Here is a 25,367-nt window from a genome sequence, read left to right as displayed (position 1 = left end):
CTAACTCTTACTTGATTACTTTAGTTGCACGATTTAGTATCTCTTCTGGCACTTTGATACCCATCATTTTTGCCATCTTTGGATTTACATACAAGTTAGTACCTTTTGCCATTTTCACATCAATTGAACCTGGCTTTTCACCTTTTAATATACGAACAACAATATCTCCAGTTTGGCGACCTAAATCAAAATAATCATAACCTATAGCAGCGATAGCACCACGAGAAACTGTATCTGTATCGCCAGCAAATACTGGAACTTGTGCATCAATACCAACTTTTACAACAGATTCAAAAGCACTAATGATTGTGTTGTCAATTGGGCAGTATATAGCATCTACTTTACCTACCAATTGTTTAGCAGCAATCATTACATCTGAAGATTTTGGTGCAGCTGATTCTATTACTTTGATTCCCATTTTAGCAGCTTCAACCTTGATAGATGCAAGCATTGAAACTGAGTTAGTTTCACCTGGATTATATGGGATACCAACTGTTTTTAGATTTGGAATAAATGCTTTTATTAACTCTAAATGCTCTTTAACATTTGCCATATCTGATAAACCTGTCACATTGCCACCTGGCTTTTTTAGACTAGTAATTAGTTTAGCTGCTAATGGGTCTGTTACAGCTGAAAAAACAACAGGGATTGATTTGCTAGCAGTTACAGCTGCTTGTGCTGAAGGTGTTGAAATAGCAACTATGATATCTGGAGCATCTCCTACTATCTTACGAGCAATTTGTGCTGCGATATCAGGCTTTCCTTGAGCACTTTCATAAGTGAATTTAAGTTTGTCACCTTTATAACCACTTTCATTTAATCTTTCTTTTATACCATCTCTTACAGCATCAAGTGCAGGATGCTCAACTATTGCTGTTGTTGCAATGTAAACTGGTTTAGCTTGAAGCATACCACCTAATAATGCAGTTGCCATAACTGCACTTTTAACAATAGAACTTATTTTCATGTTAATCCTTGTATTAATTTTTTATATTTTAAAAGAAGCTGTATTTTAGTTTCGGAATTATTGTATATATTTATTGCTAAATGGCTACTTAAATCTATTTAGACTATATACCTAGCATTACGAGATTTTATTGGTTATGATTTTACTCAAATAATTATAAAATCATCCTCCACCAACAAACTCTAAAAACTCCACTTTATCTCCATCCTTTAATTTCCAGGTATCCCATTGTTCTTTTTTAATCACTTCCATATTAACTGCACTTGCCATTACTTTGTCTTTTATGGAAAGCTCATTTAGTAATTCTTTAACAGTTTGTGCATTAGTTTCTTTTTCTTTACCATTTACGATAATCTTCATTTCTCACCCTTTCTAACTGACCTTACGCACTATATGTAGTACTTGATGTTTTTTGCAATACTTCATTGGTAGGCAAAAAGTTGAAAAGCTACTTATTGTAACTTGAAACTTTTTAACGTCCCAAGGGAGTGTTGCAAAAAGCACCAAATGGTAAAACAATAAGGCATTATCTGGCTGCGTTAGATTTTCTCACCTTAGCTAAGGCTAGGCTTTTAAAAATCTGCCTTGCATATAACGCCTTCTTGTTTTATCAAGAACTATATATAGTGCGTAAGGTCAGTTTCTAAAACGAGCCATTTTAAATCTTTCACCCATAAAAGCTGGATCAATAAGAGTTTTAACTCTATTTAATTCTGCTTTATATGTTTTTTGATCTGCATTGTTTTTTAAAATATCTAAAAGCTCAATTAAGCCAAATTCTACTAAAGCTTTCATTTGTGATGAGTACTCTTTACATGTAACTCCAGCTTCACTGTAAGCTCCTATTAAGTGCTCAAAATTTACATCATAGGTAATATCACTTTTTTTATAAAGTTCTTCAAGCTTTACATCTTCTTTTAACTCTTCATCTTTTACAAAATCAGTTAAAGCAAAAAATGGATAAACTTTATGTTTGTGGTAAATTCTTATTGAAAAATCATTTCTAGCACTTCTTTCACCATAATCAAAAGTTACAAATTCAAACTTTTGTGATGACTTAGCCATATCTTTTGCGAACTCTTCATATCCAAGTGCCACTTCACCTTTTGTTATGTTATATTTGTTTAAAACTTTTTCTACATGTAAAGGTATTTTTTCAAAATACGGAGTGTGCTCTTTCATATATACCATTTTATTATCTTTGATTAATTCACAAGAAAAAGCATCAAATATCTCATTTGCTACAAAAAAAGCTTCTTTACATGTAAGCTCTTTTAAACTCTTTACATGTAGCAAATTTATGGCATCACCAAAACTATCTTCAAAATATTTTAATTGCTCTTTTTGATTACTAACAAAAGGCTCAACTATCACAAACGTCAAAGTTTCTAAAAGCTTAGGCTCTAGTGTATAGATAAATTGCACCATATCTGCAAGCAAATAACCCTTGTGCGCTCCAATCTCAACAACATAGCTATTTTTACTTAAAAAACCCTCATTTATAGTTTTTAGTAACCTATTTGCAATGCTTCCACCAAAAAATTGACTACTACTAACAGCTGTATAAAAATCCCCATCTTTTCCTATTGTCTTATGAGTAGCATAATATCCATCTTGGGCATAAAGCCACTCATTCATATATGAGCTAAATTTCACCATGCATCTTTGCATACATATCTAGTAAAACTTGCTGAATATCAAGTTCGTAGATTTTTTGGTCTAGCATTGTTGTTTGCATAGAGTTTTTTAAAGTATCAACATCATAAATTGTTTTTTCTCCGGCTTCATATGACTCTTTTGTTGAATTCAGTAGTGAAGCGTACAATTTTTCACTTTTCTTAACTAAAGCTATTTTCTTTTGTAAAAGCTCAATCTTTTTAACTGAATCATTGTAATTATTTTCTTCTTCAACTTTTGTATCAGCTAAATCTAACTTTGATTTTAAAAAATCCAATCTTCTTAACTCTATCGTTCTTCCTCTGTTTATATCTAACAATGGCATTGATATACTTATGCCTATTTGATTGTAGCTATCACTTAAAGTAGAATTTGGATATTTTATTTTTTTATCATATAAGCCACCATATAGTGATACAGTAGGTAAATAGTTTGCCATCGTCATTTTTTCTAAATAATCATACTTTTTGCCTTCAAAAGCTTTTGTTTGAATCAAAAGTGATTCATCCAAGTATTTTGTTTTTTCAATCATACTAAATTTTGGAGGAGTTATACTTTTATAATCTAAATCGCTGTATGATTTAAATTTCATGAGTTGTGAGTATCTAAGAGATTCTAAATCTAAAAGTGCGATTTCTAATTTATTTTTATCTAAAATAGCACTATCTAAAAAGCTACTATCTAGCAATCCACTCTCATACTGCTCTTTTTTTCTCATCACATCAATTTTTGCGTTTTCAATCATCAATTTTTGTTTTTGTATTTGAAAATCATATTTTTTCATCAAAAGCAAAGAAGAAAACACAGTTTTTACAAGGCTTTGTTCATTAAGCTTTGTACTTAATCTCATAAACTCTCTATTAGCACCAGAGTACTTAATAGCGTAGTAAATTCCACCACTTTTAAATATCGGTTGATTAAATGTTACAGACAATAAACCAGTATCAACACTTTGTCCTGTAATATCAGAATTGCTATATGAGTAAGAAGCTTTTATTTGGTTTATCCAATCAAATTTTAGATTATCACTTTCTAATTCTACCTTCTTTTTGTCAATTTCTAATTTATCTTTTTTCAAAGATGACAAATACGAACTAGCACTATCACTTGCAATTACTGAACTTGCAAGCAAACATACACTAAGCAATATTTTCAAACGCATTTTTTAACCTTTCAAATCCCTCTTTTATCTCTTCTTTTGTTATAGTTAGAGGTGGTAAAAATCTCATTGTATTTCTTCCAGCTTTTAAAACTAATATTCCATTTTCAAAAGCTACTTTTATAAGCATTGACAAATCAACACCATCTTTACATCTCAAACCTCGCATCAAGCCAAGCCCAACTACCTTTTCAAAGAGGTTTTCAAATTGATTTTTTAACTCTTTTAAACTCTCTTCAAAATATATAAAATTTTCATCTAAAATTCCACTGTCTTTATAACTCTCAAGTATATCTAAAACTTCAAGCCCAGCTCTTGTTGATAAAAAATTACCACCAAAAGTACTACCATGATCTCCAGCTTCAAATATATCTTTATGTTTTGTAACAATAGCTCCTATTGGAACACCTCCTGCTAATCCTTTTGCAAGAGTAATGATATCTGGTTCTATCTCATAAAGATTACTCGCTAAAAATTCACTTGTTCTAAAAACACCAGTTTGGACTTCATCTACTATTAGAAGAATCTCTTTTTCTTTTAAAAAATTAGCTAGCTTTTGAATCTCTTCTTTATCAAATGGCTCAACTCCACCCTCACCCTGGACGAGTTCTATCATAACGCCTACTGTAGAATCGTCAATGTTTTTATAAACTTCTCCTAAATCTTTTACATGTAAAAAACCATCAGGATATGGTGAAAAATCTGGTTTATGAAAACTCTCTTGTCCTGTCGCTTTAACAGTAGTAATAGTTCTTCCATGAAATGAATGCTCTAAAGTTATAATTTTATATTTTTTATTCTCAAACTTTTTTTGACCATATTTTCTTGCTAGTTTTATCGCTCCTTCATTTGCTTCAGCACCACTATTTGCAAAAAAAGTTGCTACATCTTTTCCATATAGCTTACTGATTTTTTCAGCTAATTTTGCTTGTGGTTCTATCAAATAAAGGTTTGATATATGTATAATGTTGTGTGCTTGTTCACTTATAGCATTTGCTAAACGATGATTGCCATGACCAACACTTACAACTCCTATACCACTAGTAAAGTCTATATAATCTTTTCCATTTTCATCAAATAAAGTAGCATTTTGCCCCTGTTTAAAATTTACATAATTTCTTGTATATGTTTGAAGTACATAATCTTTATCTAATTTTTCTAACATTTTTCATCCTTTAAAAATCTAATTATATCTTATAATTGTTAACTGATGTTATGAACCATATATAGTGCATAACATCAGTTATTAATCTATTGTAGGAAGATGCCATTTTTTGTAGTAAGCAACTATCCTTAAACAAAGAAAAAATGCAAATACTAAAAGTAAATTTGTATTATTAATTTGCTCAAACCTATCTAGTAAAAAAACAATAACTCCTACTAAAATTGCCACAGTTCCATATAGCTGACTAACTAAAATAACAGGAACTCTATTTAAAAGCGTATCTCTCATGACACCACCACCAACAGCAGTAGCAAGAGCTAGCATTACAACTCCAAAAATATTAAAATCAACCATCAATCCTACTAATGCCCCAGTTATAGAAAAAGAAATCAAGCCAATTGAGTCACTAATAACAAAATAAGTTTTATTTTCTAGTTCGCTTTTTTTGTGCAACTTAAAGAGGATTGAAAAAATTATGACTAAAATCACTAAAATAGTTGGAAGATGATGCGAAAAAGTATATGGAACTCTACCTGCTACCGTATCTCTTAAGATTCCTCCTCCTAGAGCAGTTAAAAAAGATGAAATAAAAATACCAAGTAAATCTAATCTATCTCTTGTAGCAACCAAAAAACCACTTAAAGCAAATGCAATAGTACCAACAAAATCTGCTATTTCTAAACCTATCATACAACATAACCTAATTTTTTTTCGTATTATACTTTAATATTTGTAATATCTGTTGATTTTTTCTATAAAATCTATTGGATTAATCTTTTTTGAATTTATTGTGATTGTAAAATGAAGATGAGGACCTGTAACTCTTCCTGTTTTACCACTAAGTCCAATGACATCTCCTTTTTTAAGTTTATCTCCCACTTTTACATCAACCCTACTTAAATGAGAATATGAGCTAAAGATACCTCCACCATGATCTACTATGACACTATTGCCAGTATAATACATATCTTTTGCTAAAACAACCCTGCCATCATTTACAACTTTTATAGGAGTTCCAACCTTTGCTCTAAAATCACTTCCTGAATGGTAGCTTTTTAAAGTACCATTAAAAATCCTAGCATTTCCAAAATCACTTGTTATTTTGCTATCAAGAGGCAAATCAAAAGGAGTATTAAAATAAATTTTATCACTACCATTAGCGTATATTTTTTTAACTTCCATATACTCCTTGTATATCCTATCAAGCTCTTTTTTAGGAGGTTTTACCTTGTTTTTCGCTACTTTTAATATCTCTTTTTTGTATTTTCCTTTTTTTACATGTAAAACTATATCTTGCGCTTTTTTATCTATGATTTTAGTTAATTTTATATCTTGTATTTTATCTCTATAGCCAACTGGTACTATCACTACGCATTTTATGGGAGTGCAAATCTTTTGTAACTCTTTTTTATCTTTTAAAATCTTTGCATTTTTTGGAACTTCTAAAACAAAAGCTTCTCCATTTATAACTTCATAAGAAAAAAGTGAACTAACCAAAACCAAAATCAAATATATCTTACGCATCACTATCCTTCATAATTTCACTCCAATTTCTACCAAATACTTTTTTTATAAAATTTTTTTTATGAGGGATTATACACTCTGAGCAATCTTGATGAATTGCATCATCTGTTTCAAAAGTTTTTCCATGTTTTGAGTTGATTGAACAAAAGCTATAAATAGTTTTACCCCCAATTTTATCAAAACCACCATCTCTAAACCTAAAGTAAGGACAAGCACATAAATAGCAATTTAGATTTTTCATATCATGACACTTTTTATGTTCACTGTATAACAAACAAAAATCTTTTTCATTTTTTTGCATATTTTCATAAAAAAAATACTCAACTACCTCATCATCACTTTTATCTTTTAGTTTTTTCAAAATCTTTTGATGCTTTTTAGCATGCTCCTTAACCCACTGGCTATAAGTCATTTTTAAAAGCCTTTAATACTAAAAACAATATACAAATTTGCAAAGCCAAAAGTCCTACATGTAAATCATAAACTTGAGTTTGTTTATCCTCTACATGTAGAACTTCTAAAACTTTATAAAAAATATAAGAGATAATCATACCAAAAAGATAGCCTTTTTGTTTAACAACATCAGCGATAGACAAAACAGAAGTTTTTTTAAGAGCAATAGTTTCCATACGAACCAAATAGTTCCCAAACATAAAAGTTACTTGATAACCAATATAAACAACTAAAGCACTCATATAAGAGTAATTAAAAATGAGAAAAAAACCAATAAAACAAAAGACTATGAACTCCACTAAAAAAGTGATTTTAAAAAAAACTTTTAGATTCATCATCACATCATACCACTTAGCCAAAAAAAGCATCCCAAGTGCTAAAAAAATACCCCCAAGAGAGTATATAGAGGGTTCAAGCGGAGTGTAAAGCACAAAAATACTTCCTACACTAACTCCAAAAAACATTGAGTTTAAAAACTTGTACCATATATACGCTCTGAGGTTTAATTTCATATTAGAACTTTGCACTCATTCCAACTATAAAATTTCTTTCATAGTTTACTGGGTAAACACCTAAATTTGTCCCATCATCAGCAAAAAGTGCATTTGATTTATCAAATAAATTATTTATTTTTGCAAAAAATTTATATTTTTTATATTTATATGTTGCTGAAAAATCCGTTGAATTATACGCTTCCATTTTGCCAAAACTATGGTCAAAATCGCTCATAGCGTACGCTTTTGATTTATAAGTATGGGTTAAAAGCAAATTAATTCTATGAGTTGGGTTGTACCCTACTCCCAATTTTACATTATGCTTTGAAACTCCAGGAATTTCGTTGCCTACTATACTTGGATTTACACTATCTTTTATTATTTTTGTATCAACATAAGAATAATTTAGAGTTGTATAAAGGTTATATAAAATATTATATTTATCGTATAATTCAAAACCATATTTTCTTGTTTTATCTAAGTTTGTGTTTGTCCAAGTAGAAGCATTATAATAAATCTCATCTTCAATATCAGAATAAAAAGCTGAAACTTTTAATTTATTTGGATATCCAATCTTATTGTAACCTAAATTTACAGTTTTTACTTTCATTGGTTTTATAAATCCATTAAAAGTATCTGTAAAGGCATTAAAAAATCTATCAATATCAGGTGATTGAAAAGATTGATTAAAGTTTATAAATATTGAAGATATTTTGTCAAGTTTGTAATTATATCCTAAGTCATAAGCTCTTAAAAATTTTTTGTCGTTTAAATTAACAGCAGATTTATTATATGTGTATTTTATGTTTTCACCTCTTGCACCGAATGATAATTTACTATTTAAAAAATCATAATTCAATTTAACAAAATATCCTAAGTTGTCTTTTGTTGTAGTATTAGTTGAACTTCTTCTTTCTCCGTCAAATTTTTGCAAACCTATAACTGTTTTAATATTCTCTTCTGAATAATCTATTTTTGCATCATAAGATTTATATCTATAATTATTTTTAGAATTATAAGTTATAAAATCAGATACTTTTTTTTCATCTCTTATTTGAAAATCAAACAAAACCTTATCTGTAGCTTTATAATTAAATCCATAATCCCATACATCTGAAGAAAAAAATTGTTCAAGATATGGAACTCCCCAAGATGGCTGTGGAATTGTTTTTGGATTTTGATTATATTCTTGAAGTGTTAGAGCATTTGCATAGTTGATATTCATTTTAGAATATGCTTTACTCAAGTTAAAAGTCAATTTATCAATAGGTGTAAAAGTTAGGTTTACCCCTTTGTTTTGACTTGAACTTTCGTCTTTTGTTCCATCTGTTCCTATTTCTTTGTATCCATCATGTCTATAATCATTTATATATCCACTAATAGAAAATTTATCTCTTTTAATTCCTAATCCAACTGAACCATACAAAAGACCATTATCTCCAAAATAAGTTTTAAAAGAAGCTCCTTCGTATCCTTTAGTTACTATATTGATTACACCTGCATTTGCTCCATCTCCATATTCAACAGAACCTGAACCCTTTATAATTTCTATTTTTTCTACACTATCTATTGGAATTGATGATAATAATTGAGGCACCATATCTATATTATTTAATCTTTTTCCATTTACACTTACAACAACATTTTGGTAGCCATCACCTATGCCATATCCTCTTAAATCTATCTTTTGAGTAAAATTATTACCATTATTTGATACGGTAGTGACTGAAGTTTGTGTATTTAAAAATTCATAAATATCTTTGGAGTGAGATTTTTCAATCTGTTTTTTTGTATATATTTCAGATGCAAAAGGAGCATCAACTTCTTTAACTTTAATCTTTTTTGAGATTACAACAACATCTAACTCTTCACTAGGAGGAGTCAACTCTTCACTTTCGCTGTATTCTTCTTGTGCTACAGTAGATTCTTGTTTATCTACAAAACTTTTAGTCTCATTTGCTAAAGTAGTTGTAGCACTAAAAGCTAAAATTGCAGCAAGAGAAAAATACCTCTTTTTAAATCCTCTTGGATTTTTCATTTACATTCTCCTTGATTTTGTTTCCCCTTTAAAAAAGGGGATTTATTTTACTAAAATAAATAATTTTAATCAACATTAAAATACATAGCTTCTGGATGGTGAACTACGATTGCAGTGGTACTTTGTTCTGGGTGTATTTGAAAAGTGTCACTAAGTTCTATACCAAATTCTTCTGGTTTTAATAAATCAAATATAACTTTACTATCACTAAGCTCTGGACAAGCTGGATACCCAAATGAGTATCTACACCCTTTATATGCTCTCATTTGAACATCTCTAAGTGAGTGTTTTTCATTGTCTGCAATGCCTAAATCTAGTCTAATTTGCTTATGAATAACTTCAGCTAGTGCTTCAGCTAATTCTATGCTTACTCCGTGAATTAGGTGATATTTACTAAATTCACCTTTATCATATAACTCTTTTTCATACTCGCTAAATTTTGCTCCAGCACTCACACAGGTAAAAGCAACAACATCATCTCTATCACTTCTAAAGTAATCACTCAAACATCTATGAGGCTTTCTTTGCTGTCTTGGAAAATCTAAAGTATGAGTAATATCTTCTACATGTAAAGCTTCTTTGTTTATTTCAGATTCACTAAAATAGCCTCTTTTTGTATCTAAAATATGTAGTTTATTTTCCTCACTTCTACATGGATAATAACCATATATCAGTGTTGGTTCAAACAAACCTTTTTTTAATATCTCGGCTTTTATTTTCTCATATTTAGGCCATAAAACTTCATCTAGCTGTTTTTGCTTTTCCTCTTTGCTCATACCTTTACCACTATATCCCCACGCTCTTGAGAATAGTAGCTTGTGATTAATCCAGTCAAATGCAATTTCTTTAACATCAGTTTGTAAAACTCTTCTTCCCCAAAAAGGTGGTGTTGGAATTTGTATCTCTCTACTTGGCATTGAGATTTGTTCATAAGGAGGAATTGGCTCTCTTTTTTTCTCTTTGATTTCTACTATATCACTATCTTCTTTACCTCGAACAAATGTTGTATCAAAGTTTCCAGCTTCAATTCTACTCATAGCTTCTATGCCTTCAAAAGCATCTTTACAATAAAATATTGGTCCATCATAAATCGGCCTACAAAACTCTTCTACAAATTTATCATTTAGTGCAGCTCCACCTAGTAAAATTGGCACCTTTAATCCCATTGATTTTAATGTTTCTAAGTTTTCTTTCATAACTCCAGTTGATTTAACTAAAAGCCCACTCATCCCAATTGCATCAGCATTATGCTCTCTTAGCGCACTTATAAAATCTTGTAAATCAGCTTTTATCCCAATGTTTATAACTTTAAATCCATTATTGGATAAAATAATATCAACCAAATTCTTACCAACATCATGAACATCACCTTTTACTGTTCCAATTACCAGCGTTGTTTGACTTGTTTTATCACTCTTTGGCAAAAATGGATTTAGATAATCAACACTAGCTTTCATAACCTCTGCACTTTGAAGTACAAAAGGAAGTTGCATTTGTCCACTTCCAAAAAGATCTCCCACTACTTTCATAGCATCAATCAAAATTTCATTTACTATTTTTTCAGGAGCAATTTTGTCTTTAGCCCTTTCTAAAAGAGGTATCATTCTTTCTTTATCTCCATCAATTAGCAATTGAGCAATCTTTTCTTCATCGCTTAATTTTTCAAATGCTTCATCAACTTCTTCTTGGTTTGCCTCTACATCACTAAAAAACTCAATAAATTTGAAAAGAGGATCACCCTCTTCTCTTCTATTAAAAAGTAAATCTTCACAAACTTTTCTTTGCTCATCACTAATTTTGTGCATTGGAAGAGTATTTTTCACATTTACTATTGCCATACTAAGACCAGCTTCAACGCAGTGATGTAAAAATACTGAGTTTAAATACTCTCTTGCATGTTTTGCTAATCCAAAAGATATATTAGAAATTCCCAAAACAAACCCAACTTCTGGGTGCATTTTACTAAACTCTCGTATAGCTTCAATCACTTCAATTGCTGCTCTGTAGTACTCTTCATCGCCGCTTCCAACTGTAAAAGTAAGCAAGTCAAAAACTAAATCTTCAGGATTAATTCCATGTCTTTTTGTAGCTAATTCATAAATCCTTTGGGCAATTTTAATTTTTTCTTCTTTAGTTTTAGCCATACCTTTTTCATCTATGGTTAAACAAACCAAAGAGCATCCAAATCTTTTAGCTAAAGAGCATACTTTATCAAATTTTTCTTCACCATCTTCAAGATTTACTGAATTTATGATTGGTTTTCCACCTATTAGTTTAAGTGCCCTCTCAAGTGCTTTTACTTGCGTAGTATCGACCATCAAAGGAAGAGTGACCTTTTGAGTATATCTTGAAAACACTTCAATAGTATCTTTTGTTTCATCACGACCTGCAAAACCAACACTAACATCAATCCCATGTGCACCACTTCTTACTTGTTGTTGTGCTACTGATAAAGTGCCATCATAATTACTATCTAAAAGCAACTCTCTAAAAGCTTTAGAGCCAGTTGCATTACTTCTTTCTCCTACTAAAAAAGGAGCTGGGTCTTGCTTTAGAGCTCTTGTTTCAAATAAAGATGCAATTGAAACTGGTGATTGTCCAACAGGAGGTTTTGGCTTGATGTTTGATACTTTACTTGATAACTCTTTTATATGAGCAGGAGTGGTACCACAACAACCTCCCAATATACAAACTCCATCAAACTCTAAAAAGCTTTTTTGAAGTGTTGCAAACTCTTTTGCTTGCATTGGATAGTAAGTTACACCTCCTCTGTTTTGAGGAAGCCCTGCATTTGCATGAACTGAGATTGGGAATTTACAAACTTCACTAAGTGTCTTTACATGCTTTTTAACTTGTTCTGGTCCAGTTCCACAGTTAAACCCTAAGCTCAAGATATCAAATGGCTCTAAAATAGTTGAAATCGTTACAGCATCAGTTCCTATTAGCATTGTTCCACTAAGCTCAATAGTCACTGAAACCATTATAGGAATTTTTTTGTTTTTTTCTTTTGAGATATCTTGCATCGCATGAAGTGCAGCTTTTATCTGTAAAGGATCTTGTGCAGTTTCGATTAAAAACAAATCAACTCCACCATCAATCAAGCCTTTTACAGCTTCACAATACCCCTCATACATTTCATCATAACTAATATGTCCTAATGAAGGAAGCTTAGTACCAGGCCCAAGAGCTCCGGCACAAAATCTTGGTTTATCTTGGCTTTCATACTCTAAACAAAGTTCTTTTACAATCTTTGCTCCATTTTTTGCTAATTCATAAGCCCTACTTCCTATACCATAATCATCAAGCACCCAAGGAAGAGCACCAAATGTATTTGTTTTAATGATATCTGCACCAGCTTCTAGGTAGCCTTTATGAATATTTTGTATGATTTCTTTAGCTGTTGAGTTTAAAAGTTCATTACACCCTTCTAAGCCTTCCCATACATCTTTTGGCACATTTGCACTTTGTATTTGCGTACCCATAGCACCATCAATTATAAGTACTCTTTCTTTTATAAGCTCTTTTAACTCTCTCAAAATTAATTCCTAAATATATAATTGATTTATATTATCAAAATTTGTTTAAAATGTTGATAAAGGTAGATATGATGGCAACAACTAAGTATTTTAGTTAGACTTAGTATATGCAGAAAAAACTTTTTTTGCTATAGAGCTTGTTGCTTCAAGAGGATTTTCTCTAATCTTAGCTTCTTCTTTGGCTACCATATAAAATATACCATCAATTGTTTTTTTAGTAACATAATCATCAAGCTCTTTTTCACTCAAATCAATCATATATTGTTTTGCTCCACTGTTTTTGGCTATGTTTAAAACTGTTCCAAACAGCGAATTATCATCAGTTGTACTCAATGATTTTGGCATATATTTTTTAAAGTATGATTTTAGAGTTGTGTAGTATTGCATAACATTTATTTGATTTATACTATCTTTTACAATAGGATATATTTTTTCATATAACTCATTTGTATTTTTCTCTTTTAAAAACTTAGTAGCACTGTCTTTACTTCCCATAAGGATTTTTCTAGCATCTTCTATACTCATATTTTGAATAGATTTTTTAAATACTTCATAAGTTTGAGGTACTGCCTTTTCTGCAGCTGCGTTTAATGAAACCTCAAAATCATCAACATATTTTGCACCGCCATACTTTTTTACTAATGAAGTTGCCTTTTGAATCGATGAAGGAAGAGGAATTTTCACTTTTGGGTTATTTAAAAACCCTCCTTTTGTTGAAAGATTTTTAACTGCATAATTACTTCCTTGAAGTAAAGCATCTTTTAATGCTGTAACTTGTTCATTCTTGCCAATGGAAGCAATTGATTTTGTTTCTTTTGAATTTGAAAAAATATCCAAAACATTATTCCAACTTCCAAACAATGAAGAAACAATAAAAAATAAAACTATTAAATATTTCATTTTAGACCCTTTATATTATATACTAAAAGCATAGCATAAAATTACTATATTTTAATCATCCTTAGTAGTATCAACATTAAAAAATGGATACAATGGGCAATAACTAAAAGCTAAAGTCAACATTGCAGTCCATGTAAAAAGATAAAAATACCACTCTTGATATACAGCACTTAAAACAAGCCCTATTGTTCCTAAAATCAATCTTCTTATTTTATCTTTTTTACCAACATTACATTTCATTTAAATACCTCCTAAAAAATTTGACAAAAGTGTATAAAAATTAATTTTAAAGCAAAATTAAAACTTATTGATTAATTTTTAATCAATTTATTGAATAATTTAAATACTTTTTATTGCTATAATTTTATCAGATTAATTAAGAAAGGAAAAAAAATGAGGAAATTGTTGATTTTAGCACTAACACTTTTACCAAGTATAGTTTTTGCTGAAGATAAGTTGGATACTGGAGATACTGCTTGGATGATGGTAAGTGCAGCTTTTGTGCTTCTTATGACACCAGCTGGTTTGGCTCTATTTTATGGAGGAATGAGTAGAGTTAAAAACTTACTTAATACATACTTCATGGTTTTTGGTGCATTTCTTATAGGAATGGTAGTTTGGATAGCATTTGGTTATTCTATCGCATTTGGAACAGCTGATGGTAGCCTAAATAAGGTCATAGGAGGTTTTTCAAACATATTTTTAAGTGGTATTAGCTGGAAAGATTTAAGTGGAACTTATCCTACTTATGTATTTGTAGTGTTTCAAGGAACATTTGCAGCAATCACTGTAGCAATCGCAAGTGGTTCAGTGATAGAGAGAATGAAATTTTCAACTTGGTTAGTTTTTGCAGCACTTTGGATAGTTGCTGTTTATGCTCCAATAACTCATATGGTATGGGGTGGAGGATTCTTGTTTGATGCTGGTGCGCTTGATTTTGCTGGTGGTACAGTTGTTCATATGAATGGTGGTCTTGCTGGTTTAGTTCTTGCATACTTAGTTGGTAAAAGACAAGGTTATTTAAAAATAGCAATGAAGCCAGTTAGTGTTATGTTAACTGCACTTGGAGCAGCTCTTTTATGGTTTGGTTGGTTTGGATTTAACGCTGGTAGTGCGTTTGGTGCAAGCCAAATCGCTGGTTTAGCTTTTTTAACAACAGCTTTAGCTCCTGCAGCTGCTGGTCTAACTTGGATTTTGATTGAGTATTTGGTTTATAAAAAGACAACTCTTTTAGGTGCAGCTTCTGGTGTTGTTGCTGGACTTGTTGCTATCACTCCAGCAGCAGGATTTGTTGATGTAAGTGGTGCTTTGATTATCGGTATAGTTGGTTCAGTTATAGGTTTCTTTGGTGTTGCTATACTTAAAAGTAAACTAGGATATGATGATAGTTTAGATGCATTTGGAATTCACTTTTTAGCAGGACTTTGGGGTGCACTTGCAACTGGTTTATTTGCTCTTGATGATAAAGATTTGTTATGGGATGGTCCTTTAAAAGAGAGTGGTGATAGAATGGGACAGTTTATGGTTCAACTTGAATCTGTCGTAGTTGTTGGCCTTATAACACTAGTAGGAACTGTGATTGTGTATTATATCTCTTCAGCTTTAACTGGTGGTTCTAGAGTTGATGAAGAAAGTGAAACAATTGGTTTAGATGAGTCATTACATGGAGAAAATTCATTTAATTTATAACTCATTTTTTGCAAAAGTTGAAGTTTTAAAACTTCAACTTTTGTATCAAAATAACTTTTCGTTGAAAAGAAATCAATCGTACTCAATCCCACATAATTCAAACTACTTAAAACTTTTGGATTTTTAACATAACTAAGTACATCTTCACTCATTAAATCATTTAACCAATCATTTTCGTTATTATTTGCTTTATAAGAATCATAGTGAAATAAAAAATCCAAAAAACTTCCTTTTTCACCTTTTATGGAGTTATATATCCCATAACTAATTCCTGCCATTGGGTCGATTGCAAAAAGATTTGTGTACATGTAAAACTCCATTTTTTATTTATCACTAAATTTTAAGCAAAATATATACCTTTTTGGTATAATTTTCTAAAAAGGATATTTATGAAAGATATTTACGAAAACTACACTGCAATCATTATATTTTTGCATATCATCTCTGCTGTTATTTGGATTGGAGGGATGATAGCTATTCGTTTAGCAGTTCATCCTACTATTGGAAGCATTGAAGATGACAAATTGAGGCTTGAAAAAACATTGCTAGCAATGAGAAAACTTTTTCACTTAGTTTTACCTTTTATTGCATTAATTGTTTTTTGTGGAATTGTGCTTGTAATTGGAGGTGGTTTTACAGGCTGGAAAGTTCATACAAAAGAAGCAATTTGGACTGTTATGCTTTTAAATTATATTTACATGTATATACAAAGATTTAGAGCTTCAAGAGCTGTAAAAAAAGGAAATCTTCCAAGAGCGAAAGAATTAGTAAGATTACTACCAAATAGACTTTTACCACTAAATATCATATTAGGACTTGTTGCAATTTTTCTAGGGGTAATGTTAAGAGGATATTAAACAGATTGATTTTTAAAAATTTTATATGCCATTACAAGATTAAAACATAGCTCACTAAGCATCATAAGCTCCCAGTGAGAGATGATTTCTAAAAAGGGCATACCCTCTTCTAAGCTTTTAAAATCTATTCTACATGTAAAACCGTAATTTATGTCTGGAGATGAAATTTCAGGTAAATCTCTTACATATTTAAAATCAAAGAAAATATCTGTATCTCTTTTCATTCTTCTAATTCTTTTAAGGGTTCCTGCATAATCTTTTTCATTTAACTTTATTTGAGCATGTATGTTATGAGAGAGTACATTTCTTACAAATGAAGTAATATCAAAAAAATCTTCATATCTATCTTGAAGTCTACTTTTCATAAAATCTTTAAATGGGCTATCAAGTCTCAAAGCTTCAACCATAGCCATACAAATACCTCTAAACGAATTAAACTCAACAAAGTATTCAAAAAGAGTAATATCTTCGCTATCAAAAGAGTCTTTTAAAACTTCTTTGATGATAAGTGGATTAAAATTGTAAGTATGAGCTTTATCAAAATCTCTTTTTATATACATTTGTGATTCAGAATAATCATTTGTTTTTGATAAAGTTCCAAAAAATTCACCTACATGTAGAAAATAAAAATTTTGTTCTACTAACAGTAAAGCATCTTCTAGGAGGATACTATCGTGCATTTTAATTCCTGATAAACTGCACACTCTCCTTCTTCACTTTTCATATGTGGAGTAAGAGCATTTGCATCTTTATGTCCTGAATAAATCATAAAACAATCATCTCTTAAATTCTCATCATTTTTTACAATATATTCACATTCATACTCACCACTTGATAATTTTATCGAATCTCCATCATTATAACCTAAAGTTGGTGGTACATGTAAAAATTGTTCCGTTTGAAACTGCGAATTTAAGGATTTGTTATATTTTTTATTGATAAGGTAAAAGCCTTCTTTTACATCACTTTCATCCCAATCATCATAAAAATCATCAAAAAATTCAAATTTTTTATTGCTAGTATAAAAGCTATCTTCATAAAGTCGTTTTTCATAACTCTTTGAAATCAAATACCCATCTTTTTCAATACTATTTTGAGATACTATTTTCTCAATATACTCTTTTTCACTTTTTAAATCTTCTAAACCTAGCATTTTTGTTAGTTCATACTCACTTATACCGATGTTACTATCTACAATCTTTGGCATAAATCCGATATATTCATGACCATAACTTAGTTTTAAATCCTCTTTTTCCAAAAAAGTTTTAGCTGGTATTATGAGGTCAGCTAATTTTGAAGTTTCATTTTCATACAATCCAAAATACACAACAAAACCAGCCTTCTTTAAATCTGATCTTATCTTTTGACTACATGGCATTTGAACAACTGGATTAGCACCTTGGATAAATACAAAATCATATTTTGAAAAATCTACTAATGGCATTGATACTTTTTTTGATTTGACTCTAAAAGAAGATTCAAAACCATGCATACTATCACCCAAGTACCCAACTCCACAACCTTCTTTACCAAACAATCCAAGCATTGCAGCAAATGAATCAATAGCTCTTAAAACACTATGTCCAAAAACGTACTTTTGAACACCAACACCAACCAAAAAAGATACTTTTTTACCTTTGATAAGAGATAAAAACTTATCAATTTCAAGCATACTTATACCACTTCTATTTTCAAGTGTAACTACTGGTTTGGAGTTTACAAAGTCTATATAATAATCAAAATTATCACACCTATTTTCTATAAAATCACTATCTTCCATCTCTTCCATATATGCCATTCTAGCCATAAGCATTGCTAAGTAGATATCTCCTCTTGGAGTTACTTGTAGATGCAAATCTGCACTTTTTACTAGATTTGTTTTGTATGGATCAATGACTATGAGAGTTTTTCCTTTAAGGGCTGGTAAGATATGAGAATTTGTAGTGCTTGGATCTCTTCCCCAAAGAACAACTACTTCACTTTTTTCAACTTCATTAGGACTAAGAGTTAAATTTGCTCCTCTTCCTTCAACTATGCCAAAATCTCCAGCACCATCACACAGTGAACCTTTAGCAATATCAGCTCCCTCTTTTGCAAAGAAAACTCTTGGAAGACTTTGCATAATACCTAAGTTTCCACTACCTTTAAAATATAAGCTTTTTTCTTTTACTTTTTCTTTTACGATTCTTACAGCTTCATCAATACTAATTTCATTACCATATAATGTAGGATTTGTAATTCTTTTAAACTTATGAAAATTATTCATATGATGACATAAAAATCCTTTTGTTATAGGATGGTTTTTATCACCTTTTAAATTTAATCCATCATCAACTTCAATGCTACATCCATCAAAACAATCTAGTGGGCAGGTTGTTTTCATTATTTTTTCTTTAGCTCAATTTTTAAAAGCTCTGAAAATATTTTTGGTTTATCAAGCACAATTTCAGCTCTATAAGATGAGATATTTTGACTATCAGCTACTTTCCATATCTTGTTTATTTTATAATCAGTAGGCTTGTCATTGATATATATGATTGAATTATTTACATCTTTTACATCATCTCTAGAGAGATAAATTGTAGCTTTTGCTTTTGTAACATCATAAACATCTGCTAAAAGTGTTCCCATATTTACAAAATCACCTTCATTTACATATATCTTATAAATTAAAAAATCTTTTTTTATCTTAACCATTTTTTTAGAAATAGTGTCTTTTAAATAAGCTATTTTATACTCCAAATCACTAATACTAACTTGTAGATTTTGAAGAGAGTTTTCTAAAGTAACTACTTGATTTGAAGCATTTATGTAGTTTATAAGTTCAGCATCTTTACTAACTTTTGACTTCGTTTTTAGATTTTTTACTCTGTCGTAATTATCTTTTTTAATTTGTTCTATTTTTTTTGAATTTTCTAGATTTTTTTCAATTAGAGCATAACTCTTTTTTAGAGCTTCTAGTTTTTTTTGTGAACTTTTTAACTCTTTTTGATTTAAATAATCATCAATCTGTATTAAAACTCCACCTTTTGAAATTTTACCTTCAGCATCTTTGTAAACATTTACTACACTACCACTAGCACTAGATTTTATAGTATATAAATCAAAAGGCTCAACCTTAGCATAATAAACTTCTGCATTTAAACTAATTGCCATTAAAACTAGACTCAACAAATACTTCATTTAATTACTTCCTATATTTTATTTTTATTTGTAATTATACAGAAGTTTTTGTAAATGATGATTAACCAGATAGAATTAAGTCTTCTAATTTGTCAAATGTATCTATGTTTTTACTACTAATATTGATAAATTTATATTCAATCTTTACTTCATATTCTTTGGTAAATTTATCAATCACATCTAAATCTAAATTTATCTTTGACTCTAAATTTAAAAGTAAAAATTGTCTGAAAATAGTCTAATGAGTAAACAAGGTTTACACTCATTACTTAAAACATCACTAAAATCTTGTAATACTTTATCTCCTTTTTTCCAGCCATATTTTGTATTGTACTTAGCAAAGTTTATAAAGTTGATATGACATGCACTTTGTATTGTATATTTTTGCGTATGAGAAAGTAAAAATTTTAAATAATTGATATTGTAATACCCAGTTAATTGATCTCGATAGTAATATGAAAATCTTATATCTTTAACAAAATCTGAATTTTTTATAGGAAAACTGTCTTCTAGTACCATTTTTTCAAAAATTATAATTGCTGCTTTAACAATAGATGGATTAAATTTTTTACCACTTTCTTCTTTGATTATTTTTAAAGCATCTTCTTTACTTAAAGCTTCTCTATATGACCTATTGGTTGTAAGTGCATCATATACATCTGCAACTGATATGATTTGAGATAAAAATGGAATTTCATCGCCACTTAAACCATAAGGATAGCCACTTCCATCATAATTTTCATGATGATATAAAACAATAGAAGCTAAGTCCAAAAAAGGTTCACGACTTAAAAGTTCATAGCCAACTTTAGAATGTGTTTTTATAATTTCATATTCATTTTTTGTAAGATAATCTGGTTTTAATAAAAGTGCATCAGGAACTTCAATTTTTCCTATATCATGAAGCATGCCAGCTCTATAAATCAATTCTATATCGTTTTGCTTTAATTTTAATTCTTTTGCTATCTCTTTAGCATATACTGCAACTCTTTTACTATGCCCTGCAGTATAGCTATCTCTTTTTTCAATCATATCTACAAAATAATAAATACTTTCTTCATAATGTTTCATTTTTTCATCAAAAAACTCTCTACTTTTATATCTTATAAACCAAATAACAGCTAATCCAGCAAGCCAGGTTGAAAGATAAGTAACTATTAGAAAATAGTAATTTGATGGATTAAATTCTTTTGGAGTTGGAATTTCCATACTAATGTTGATATTTCCTAATACATCTCCAACCTCACTATCATCATGAACATGACATTTTAAACAACTTTCACTAGCTTCTAAAGGCTTAAAATAAAAGATATATTCATCATTGTTTTTGCTATATATAGTATATATGTCTTTTTTAGTTTTTTGAGAATTTTGAATTACAGTTTTTACCTTTTTATCTAAACCATCAAAATCATCTTCTAAATAGTTACCTTCTATCTTAATTTTAATATTTTGTTTTTTTGCTATTTCATAAATCAAATCACGAAGAGAAAAACCAGTATTAAAATCAAAGTTATAATCTGATTTTCTAGCTTCTATTTTTCTATTGAATTCCCAAATTATTAGATCTTTTGCTTCATTTGTAGTAGTTTTTGCTTTTTGAAGTATATTTTGTTCTATATGCGATTTTTCATTGTTCATCTGGTAAGTAAAAAATGAATAAGTCATCAATGTCCAAACGATAGACAACAAGACTGCTACACGTCTGAAAAATATTATTTTTTTAATCGAAGGCATTCACAATCACTTTAGTTAATTTTTTTTAACAAAATGATTGTATCGTATAATTACTTAAACTATTTTGTAATTTTATTTAACTTTATAAAAGTAAGGAAAATTTCCTTACTTTTATACACTTATCTCTTTAATATCAGCAATAGATTTAAACTCTTTATAGATTAATGCTATTAGATTTTGTCTATTTTCTTTTACTTTTTTATTATCTGTATTTACCATAACATTATCAAAAAAGTTATCTATACTTGATTTCAATCCGAAAAGAGAATCTAACTTTTCTTCATATGAGTTATACTGAAGGCTGGTTTTGTTTTTGTATTCTTTAAAAAGCTCTTTTTCTTCACTTGTTTCAAATAAACTTTCATCAACTAACAACTCACTATCAACATCTAAATCTTTGATAATGTTTGCAACTCTTTTAAATGTAGAAAATACTTCTTTAAAATCGCTACTATTTACGATTGTTTTTAAAGCATTTATTTTTTTAGAAATTTGAATTAAATCTCTCTCTCCACTACTCAATACTGCTTTTATGACAGATGGATTTGCATCAAAAAATTGATAAATTCTTTCTATAAAAAAGTTTTCAAGCTCTTTTAACTCAAAAGGGGCATAACTTTGACTTAGTTTGAATAAATCATCTTTTATATCAAATTTTATATTTTGCTCAAGTACGATTTTTATGATCCCATTTACCGCTCTTCTAAGACCAAATGGATCTTTTGTTCCTGTTGGAATTTTTCCTATACTAAAAAGTGCTATTAGTGAATCTAGCTTATTTGCTAGAGCTATGACTGAGCTAAATAGATTTGATGGAAGTTCACTATCTTCACTATTTGGAAGATACTGCTCTTTTAATGCCAAGCAAACATACTCATCTTCACCAGCAGCCTTTGCATAGTAATACCCCATAAGGCCTTGAAGTTCTGTAAACTCATAAACCATTTCAGTAAGTAAGTCTGCTTTACTTAACATAATTGCACGATGCAAAGTTTCACTTAAATCTTCTTCATTTTTCTTTGTGCGATTTAATAACTCTTGTTTATACTTTTCTTCAAGATATAGAGCAACTTTTCTTTCTCTTAAAACTTTTTCAAAAACTGAGCCTAAACCATCAAGATAAACGATATCTTTTAAGCCTTCTATGCTAAGTCCATTTTTTAAATCATTATCATAAAAGAAAAGTGCATCACTCAATCTTGCACGAAGTACTTTTTCATTACCTTTTACAATCAGTGAATAATCATCACAAATAGCATTTGAAACGACTACAAACTTATTTGTTATTTTTCCATCTTTAAAAACAGGAAAATATCTTTGATGCTCTTTCATAGAAGTTATGATAACTTCACTTGGAAGCCTTAAAAACTCTTCGTCAAAACTACCAATTAATGCTTTTGGGTACTCTGTGATTGCAATAACTTCAGCAAGTAAATCTTCATCTATTTCAATTGTTACAGTATTTTGATTTTCAATATTTTCAAAATCTTTTAAAATAATCTCTTTTCTTTCTTGTGGGTATAAAACAACTCCGTTTTCTTTTATTTTTGAAAAATAATCCCCAGCAAAGTTATATGAAATTGGCTCATATGAGATTGCACGATGAGGGTATGAAAGGTTGCTTGATTTTACACCATATGCTTCAAAAGACAAAACCTCATCACCAAGCATTGCTGTAATCCACCTAATAGGTCTTATAAAACTTTTCTCTAAACTTCCCCATCTCATAGATTTTCCAAAATTAAGAGAGCTTAAAAATTCTTCTACCATATTTCCTATAAGATTTACTGAACTCTTGCCTTTTATACTTTTTTTATAGTATAAAACCTCTTTACCATTTTTTTGTGCCGTTTTTATCTCATCTAAACTAACACCACATTTTTTAGCAAAACCATTAGCTGCAGGTGTTGGTTCTCCATCTTTATAGGCAATACTCAAAGGAGCACCAAAAAATTCTTCTTCTTTATCATTTTGTGAGGTAGGGAACTCCCTATGCCATAAAACTAATCGTCTAGGAGTATAATAAAATTCAAATTCACAAGTTAGTGCATACTTCTCAAGCAAATTTAACCATTTTTTCTCTATATTTGGTAACTCTTTCAAAAATGGAATCGCAGGAAGTTCTTCTACACCAATTTCTACTAACAGTGGCTTAACCATAAATCTATCCTCTATGTAAATAATCCGATATTTTATCCAAATAGTAGTTAAAATCGAATTAAAACGATTTCTTTATTGCCTTTATAAGTAGATAATTCTTTTACATGTAAAGTATAAATATTTCCAATTTCTAAATTAATATCTGGTTTGTAAATAAAAATTTTATCTCTATTTTTGTCCTCTATAAAAACCCCGTATCTGTTTTTATCTACTACCATAACATCTTTTAGTATAAAATCAACTCTAGCTTCTTTTGCTTTTAAAAGTTCTTTTATGCTTACTATTTTAGGAAATTTTTTTGTATATTGTTTTGTTGAAAAAGTAGCATATATAGCAAAATGATCGCTATATCCTACTCCTAAATGTTTGCCTTTCCCCTTATCACTTATCATCCATCTTTTTGGAGTTTTATACTTTGTTAGCAAATAATCTGCTTTGAAAACCCTAAATGAGCCTTCTTTATAGTTAATGTCATTTGAAATTATTATATGATCAATTGCGCTTTTTTGACTAAAAAAAGCATATGAGTATCTATCTTTTTTAGGTATATCAAACCAAAGGCTTTGAGTTGTATCAAACAAATAATTTACTGACTTTCCCCAACCATCATCTTTTATCTCATAGGGAGAGTTGAAATCTCCAAGCAATATAAATTGTTTTTCTTTTTCGTAGAGTTCTTTTAACTTTTTTGCAAACTCTATTCTCTTTTTAATTCCATGTTTAAAAGATGGCCAATGATTTAAAAAAAGAGTTAAACTATACCCTTTTATCTCAACCAAAACTTTATGAATTGGCCTAAACTTTTTATCAACTATATAAGATTTTGTATGTTTTATAGGAAATCTTGAGAGCAATCCACAATCAGTTGGATTTGAACTGTTTTTAAAGTACATGTACTCATATTTTTTTGAACCCAATGCTAAATTAAGTATTTTTAAAACATCTTTGTTTTCAACCTCGCAAAGATTAATTATATCTGCATTTATATCTTTAATTACTTTTGAAATATTTTTTATTTTTATGCTTAGTACTCTTTCGTTCCATTGACTTTTAGTATTTGGAATGTACTCTTTATACTCATGACCATTTTTTTTAGTATCAAAAAGATTTTCAACATTGTAAGTTGCTACTTTAAACTCTATAGCAAATACAAAAATAGGTAGGATTAATAAAAATATTTTTTTCATATCATTGGAATAAATTCTTCTTGACTATCGCAATAGTACTCTAATTTGCCATCTTTTAGCCTATAATACCACCCTCTAATATTAAGCAATCCTTCATCAACAAGATTTTTAACTTCTGGATAAGTTAAAAGGTTTTGCATTTGAAAAAGTATAGAAATTTTCTCAGTAAGTTCTAATTTTTCTTCTTTTAAAGTATTTTTTGGAAGATGATTTAAGACATAATTCTTTGCACTAAGTCCAAGTTCTAACCACTTCTTTACATGTACAAGTTTGATGCTATTAATATCTTTATATAAACTCTCTATTGCTCCACAATTTGAATGTCCACAAATAATTATATCAGTAACTTTTAAAACACTAACAGCATATTCAATTCCAGCTGCAGTGGCATGGTAGTCTTCATCTGGAGAAAAAGGTGGCACAAAGTTTCCTATATTTCTTAATATAAAAAGCGCACCTGGGTCTGCATTTGTTATAAGGTTTGGATCAACCCTAGAATCACTACAAGCTATGAAAAGCACTTTTGGTTTTTGTCCATTCTCAACTAAATCTAAAAACTTATTTTCATATTTTTTAAATTTTTTATCTTTGAAATTTTCATAACCTTCTATTAATTCTCTTATATGCATTTCAAACCTTAT

The 25,367-nt window shown here is 29.6% G+C and carries 23 protein-coding genes; 2 read left to right on the top strand and 21 right to left on the bottom strand.

Features of this window, described 5'->3' with window-relative positions:
• Window positions 1-7 precede the first annotated feature (7 nt).
• The 13 genes from ACKGJI_RS04285 to ACKGJI_RS04225 all read right to left on the bottom strand — a co-directional run bounded on the left by ACKGJI_RS04285 (window position 8) and on the right by ACKGJI_RS04225 (window position 14,153).
• Window positions 8-967: an ABC transporter substrate-binding protein gene (locus tag ACKGJI_RS04285; RefSeq protein ID WP_458701337.1), complete on the bottom strand. Its 960-nt coding sequence runs from the start codon at window positions 965-967 to the stop codon at window positions 8-10.
• A 162-nt stretch (window positions 968-1,129) separates the two neighbouring features.
• The gene (gene thiS / locus ACKGJI_RS04280) at window positions 1,130-1,327 is read right to left on the bottom strand and encodes a sulfur carrier protein ThiS (protein ID WP_458701336.1); all 198 of its coding nucleotides are present in this window, start codon (window positions 1,325-1,327) and stop codon (window positions 1,130-1,132) included.
• A gap of 276 nt (window positions 1,328-1,603) precedes the next feature.
• Entirely contained in the window at window positions 1,604-2,626 is a 1,023-nt protein-coding gene (locus tag ACKGJI_RS04275; protein WP_458701335.1) for an SAM-dependent methyltransferase, read from the bottom strand.
• On the bottom strand, window positions 2,613-3,806 hold the full coding sequence (locus tag ACKGJI_RS04270) for a TolC family protein (protein WP_458701334.1): 1,194 nt from the start codon (window positions 3,804-3,806) through the stop codon (window positions 2,613-2,615). The genes ACKGJI_RS04275 and ACKGJI_RS04270 overlap by 14 nt, the downstream gene beginning before the upstream one ends.
• Complete coding sequence (locus ACKGJI_RS04265; protein ID WP_458701333.1) at window positions 3,784-4,968, bottom strand: acetylornithine transaminase; 1,185 nt, start codon at window positions 4,966-4,968, stop codon at window positions 3,784-3,786. Before ACKGJI_RS04265 ends, ACKGJI_RS04270 begins: the two co-directional genes overlap by 23 nt.
• An 81-nt stretch (window positions 4,969-5,049) precedes the next feature.
• Window positions 5,050-5,658 (bottom strand): trimeric intracellular cation channel family protein, encoded by a 609-nt coding sequence (locus ACKGJI_RS04260; RefSeq protein ID WP_458701332.1) that lies wholly within the window; start codon window positions 5,656-5,658, stop codon window positions 5,050-5,052.
• A gap of 33 nt (window positions 5,659-5,691) precedes the next feature.
• Window positions 5,692-6,492, bottom strand: coding sequence for a peptidoglycan metallopeptidase Pgp3 (pgp3, locus tag ACKGJI_RS04255; RefSeq protein ID WP_458701331.1), 801 nt, complete (start codon window positions 6,490-6,492; stop codon window positions 5,692-5,694).
• Window positions 6,485-6,904 (bottom strand): hypothetical protein, encoded by a 420-nt coding sequence (locus tag ACKGJI_RS04250; RefSeq protein WP_458701330.1) that lies wholly within the window; start codon window positions 6,902-6,904, stop codon window positions 6,485-6,487. Before ACKGJI_RS04250 ends, pgp3 begins: the two co-directional genes overlap by 8 nt.
• Window positions 6,894-7,457, bottom strand: coding sequence for a hypothetical protein (locus ACKGJI_RS04245; RefSeq protein WP_458701329.1), 564 nt, complete (start codon window positions 7,455-7,457; stop codon window positions 6,894-6,896). The genes ACKGJI_RS04250 and ACKGJI_RS04245 overlap by 11 nt, the downstream gene beginning before the upstream one ends.
• A 1-nt stretch (window position 7,458) precedes the next feature.
• Window positions 7,459-9,477 carry a TonB-dependent receptor plug domain-containing protein gene (locus ACKGJI_RS04240; protein WP_458701328.1) on the bottom strand — a complete coding sequence of 673 codons (2,019 nt, stop codon included), beginning with the start codon at window positions 9,475-9,477 and terminating at the stop codon, window positions 7,459-7,461.
• 65 nt (window positions 9,478-9,542) lie between these two features.
• Window positions 9,543-13,013 (bottom strand): methionine synthase, encoded by a 3,471-nt coding sequence (gene metH, locus ACKGJI_RS04235; RefSeq protein WP_458701327.1) that lies wholly within the window; start codon window positions 13,011-13,013, stop codon window positions 9,543-9,545.
• A gap of 90 nt (window positions 13,014-13,103) precedes the next feature.
• Window positions 13,104-13,913 carry a DUF4197 domain-containing protein gene (locus ACKGJI_RS04230; protein WP_458701326.1) on the bottom strand — a complete coding sequence of 270 codons (810 nt, stop codon included), beginning with the start codon at window positions 13,911-13,913 and terminating at the stop codon, window positions 13,104-13,106.
• 51 nt (window positions 13,914-13,964) lie between these two features.
• The gene (locus ACKGJI_RS04225; RefSeq protein WP_458701325.1) at window positions 13,965-14,153 is read right to left on the bottom strand and encodes a YgaP family membrane protein; all 189 of its coding nucleotides are present in this window, start codon (window positions 14,151-14,153) and stop codon (window positions 13,965-13,967) included.
• Between the two features lie 153 nt (window positions 14,154-14,306).
• Between ACKGJI_RS04225 and ACKGJI_RS04220 the strand changes: the two genes are divergently transcribed.
• Window positions 14,307-15,602: an ammonium transporter gene (locus ACKGJI_RS04220; RefSeq protein WP_458701324.1), complete on the top strand. Its 1,296-nt coding sequence runs from the start codon at window positions 14,307-14,309 to the stop codon at window positions 15,600-15,602.
• Here the strand turns inward: ACKGJI_RS04220 and ACKGJI_RS04215 are convergent.
• Window positions 15,500-15,910, bottom strand: coding sequence for a hypothetical protein (locus tag ACKGJI_RS04215; RefSeq protein WP_458701323.1), 411 nt, complete (start codon window positions 15,908-15,910; stop codon window positions 15,500-15,502). The two genes, ACKGJI_RS04220 and ACKGJI_RS04215, sit on opposite strands and share 103 nt — an antisense overlap.
• A gap of 81 nt (window positions 15,911-15,991) precedes the next feature.
• Here ACKGJI_RS04215 and ACKGJI_RS04210 point away from each other — a divergent pair, with 81 nt between their 5' ends.
• Complete coding sequence (locus tag ACKGJI_RS04210) at window positions 15,992-16,459, top strand: hypothetical protein (protein WP_458701322.1); 468 nt, start codon at window positions 15,992-15,994, stop codon at window positions 16,457-16,459.
• On the opposite strand, the gene ACKGJI_RS04205 is transcribed toward ACKGJI_RS04210, so the two are convergent.
• From ACKGJI_RS04205 to ACKGJI_RS04175, 7 genes are all read right to left on the bottom strand, one after another.
• Window positions 16,456-17,139: a hypothetical protein gene (locus tag ACKGJI_RS04205; protein WP_458701321.1), complete on the bottom strand. Its 684-nt coding sequence runs from the start codon at window positions 17,137-17,139 to the stop codon at window positions 16,456-16,458. The two genes, ACKGJI_RS04210 and ACKGJI_RS04205, sit on opposite strands and share 4 nt — an antisense overlap.
• The gene (locus tag ACKGJI_RS04200) at window positions 17,118-18,842 is read right to left on the bottom strand and encodes a molybdopterin-dependent oxidoreductase (protein ID WP_458701320.1); all 1,725 of its coding nucleotides are present in this window, start codon (window positions 18,840-18,842) and stop codon (window positions 17,118-17,120) included. Before ACKGJI_RS04200 ends, ACKGJI_RS04205 begins: the two co-directional genes overlap by 22 nt.
• Entirely contained in the window at window positions 18,842-19,642 is an 801-nt protein-coding gene (locus ACKGJI_RS04195) for an efflux RND transporter periplasmic adaptor subunit (protein ID WP_458701319.1), read from the bottom strand. The genes ACKGJI_RS04200 and ACKGJI_RS04195 overlap by 1 nt, the downstream gene beginning before the upstream one ends.
• Before the next feature lie 210 nt (window positions 19,643-19,852).
• On the bottom strand, window positions 19,853-21,331 hold the full coding sequence (locus ACKGJI_RS04190; RefSeq protein ID WP_458701318.1) for an HD-GYP domain-containing protein: 1,479 nt from the start codon (window positions 21,329-21,331) through the stop codon (window positions 19,853-19,855).
• 159 nt (window positions 21,332-21,490) lie between these two features.
• Entirely contained in the window at window positions 21,491-23,539 is a 2,049-nt protein-coding gene (glyS, locus tag ACKGJI_RS04185) for a glycine--tRNA ligase subunit beta (RefSeq protein ID WP_458701317.1), read from the bottom strand.
• Between the two features lie 47 nt (window positions 23,540-23,586).
• Window positions 23,587-24,726: an endonuclease/exonuclease/phosphatase family protein gene (locus tag ACKGJI_RS04180; protein WP_458701316.1), complete on the bottom strand. Its 1,140-nt coding sequence runs from the start codon at window positions 24,724-24,726 to the stop codon at window positions 23,587-23,589.
• On the bottom strand, window positions 24,723-25,355 hold the full coding sequence (locus ACKGJI_RS04175; RefSeq protein WP_458701315.1) for a carbonic anhydrase: 633 nt from the start codon (window positions 25,353-25,355) through the stop codon (window positions 24,723-24,725). Before ACKGJI_RS04175 ends, ACKGJI_RS04180 begins: the two co-directional genes overlap by 4 nt.
• Window positions 25,356-25,367: the final 12 nt, after the last annotated feature.

It is taken from the genome of Sulfurospirillum sp. 1307, from assembly GCF_054408545.1.
Note: the sequence above shows the minus strand (reverse complement) of the source record. Positions and strands in the feature narration are given on the sequence as shown.

Coding starts and splice junctions, on each gene's coding strand:
- ACKGJI_RS04175 (WP_458701315.1), bottom strand. CDS start 25,355: ATGCATATAAGAGAATTAATAGAAGGTTATGAAAATTTCAAAGATAAA.
- ACKGJI_RS04285 (WP_458701337.1), bottom strand. CDS start 967: ATGAAAATAAGTTCTATTGTTAAAAGTGCAGTTATGGCAACTGCATTA.
- ACKGJI_RS04195 (WP_458701319.1), bottom strand. CDS start 19,642: ATGAAGTATTTGTTGAGTCTAGTTTTAATGGCAATTAGTTTAAATGCA.
- ACKGJI_RS04260 (WP_458701332.1), bottom strand. CDS start 5,658: ATGATAGGTTTAGAAATAGCAGATTTTGTTGGTACTATTGCATTTGCT.
- ACKGJI_RS04245 (WP_458701329.1), bottom strand. CDS start 7,457: ATGAAATTAAACCTCAGAGCGTATATATGGTACAAGTTTTTAAACTCA.
- ACKGJI_RS04180 (WP_458701316.1), bottom strand. CDS start 24,726: ATGAAAAAAATATTTTTATTAATCCTACCTATTTTTGTATTTGCTATA.
- ACKGJI_RS04225 (WP_458701325.1), bottom strand. CDS start 14,153: ATGAAATGTAATGTTGGTAAAAAAGATAAAATAAGAAGATTGATTTTA.
- pgp3 (WP_458701331.1), bottom strand. CDS start 6,492: ATGCGTAAGATATATTTGATTTTGGTTTTGGTTAGTTCACTTTTTTCT.
- ACKGJI_RS04230 (WP_458701326.1), bottom strand. CDS start 13,913: ATGAAATATTTAATAGTTTTATTTTTTATTGTTTCTTCATTGTTTGGA.
- ACKGJI_RS04220 (WP_458701324.1), top strand. CDS start 14,307: ATGAGGAAATTGTTGATTTTAGCACTAACACTTTTACCAAGTATAGTT.
- ACKGJI_RS04210 (WP_458701322.1), top strand. CDS start 15,992: ATGAAAGATATTTACGAAAACTACACTGCAATCATTATATTTTTGCAT.
- ACKGJI_RS04250 (WP_458701330.1), bottom strand. CDS start 6,904: ATGACTTATAGCCAGTGGGTTAAGGAGCATGCTAAAAAGCATCAAAAG.
- ACKGJI_RS04275 (WP_458701335.1), bottom strand. CDS start 2,626: ATGGTGAAATTTAGCTCATATATGAATGAGTGGCTTTATGCCCAAGAT.
- ACKGJI_RS04215 (WP_458701323.1), bottom strand. CDS start 15,910: ATGTACACAAATCTTTTTGCAATCGACCCAATGGCAGGAATTAGTTAT.
- ACKGJI_RS04205 (WP_458701321.1), bottom strand. CDS start 17,139: ATGCACGATAGTATCCTCCTAGAAGATGCTTTACTGTTAGTAGAACAA.
- ACKGJI_RS04240 (WP_458701328.1), bottom strand. CDS start 9,477: ATGAAAAATCCAAGAGGATTTAAAAAGAGGTATTTTTCTCTTGCTGCA.
- ACKGJI_RS04200 (WP_458701320.1), bottom strand. CDS start 18,842: ATGAAAACAACCTGCCCACTAGATTGTTTTGATGGATGTAGCATTGAA.
- ACKGJI_RS04270 (WP_458701334.1), bottom strand. CDS start 3,806: ATGCGTTTGAAAATATTGCTTAGTGTATGTTTGCTTGCAAGTTCAGTA.
- ACKGJI_RS04265 (WP_458701333.1), bottom strand. CDS start 4,968: ATGTTAGAAAAATTAGATAAAGATTATGTACTTCAAACATATACAAGA.
- thiS (WP_458701336.1), bottom strand. CDS start 1,327: ATGAAGATTATCGTAAATGGTAAAGAAAAAGAAACTAATGCACAAACT.
- glyS (WP_458701317.1), bottom strand. CDS start 23,539: ATGGTTAAGCCACTGTTAGTAGAAATTGGTGTAGAAGAACTTCCTGCG.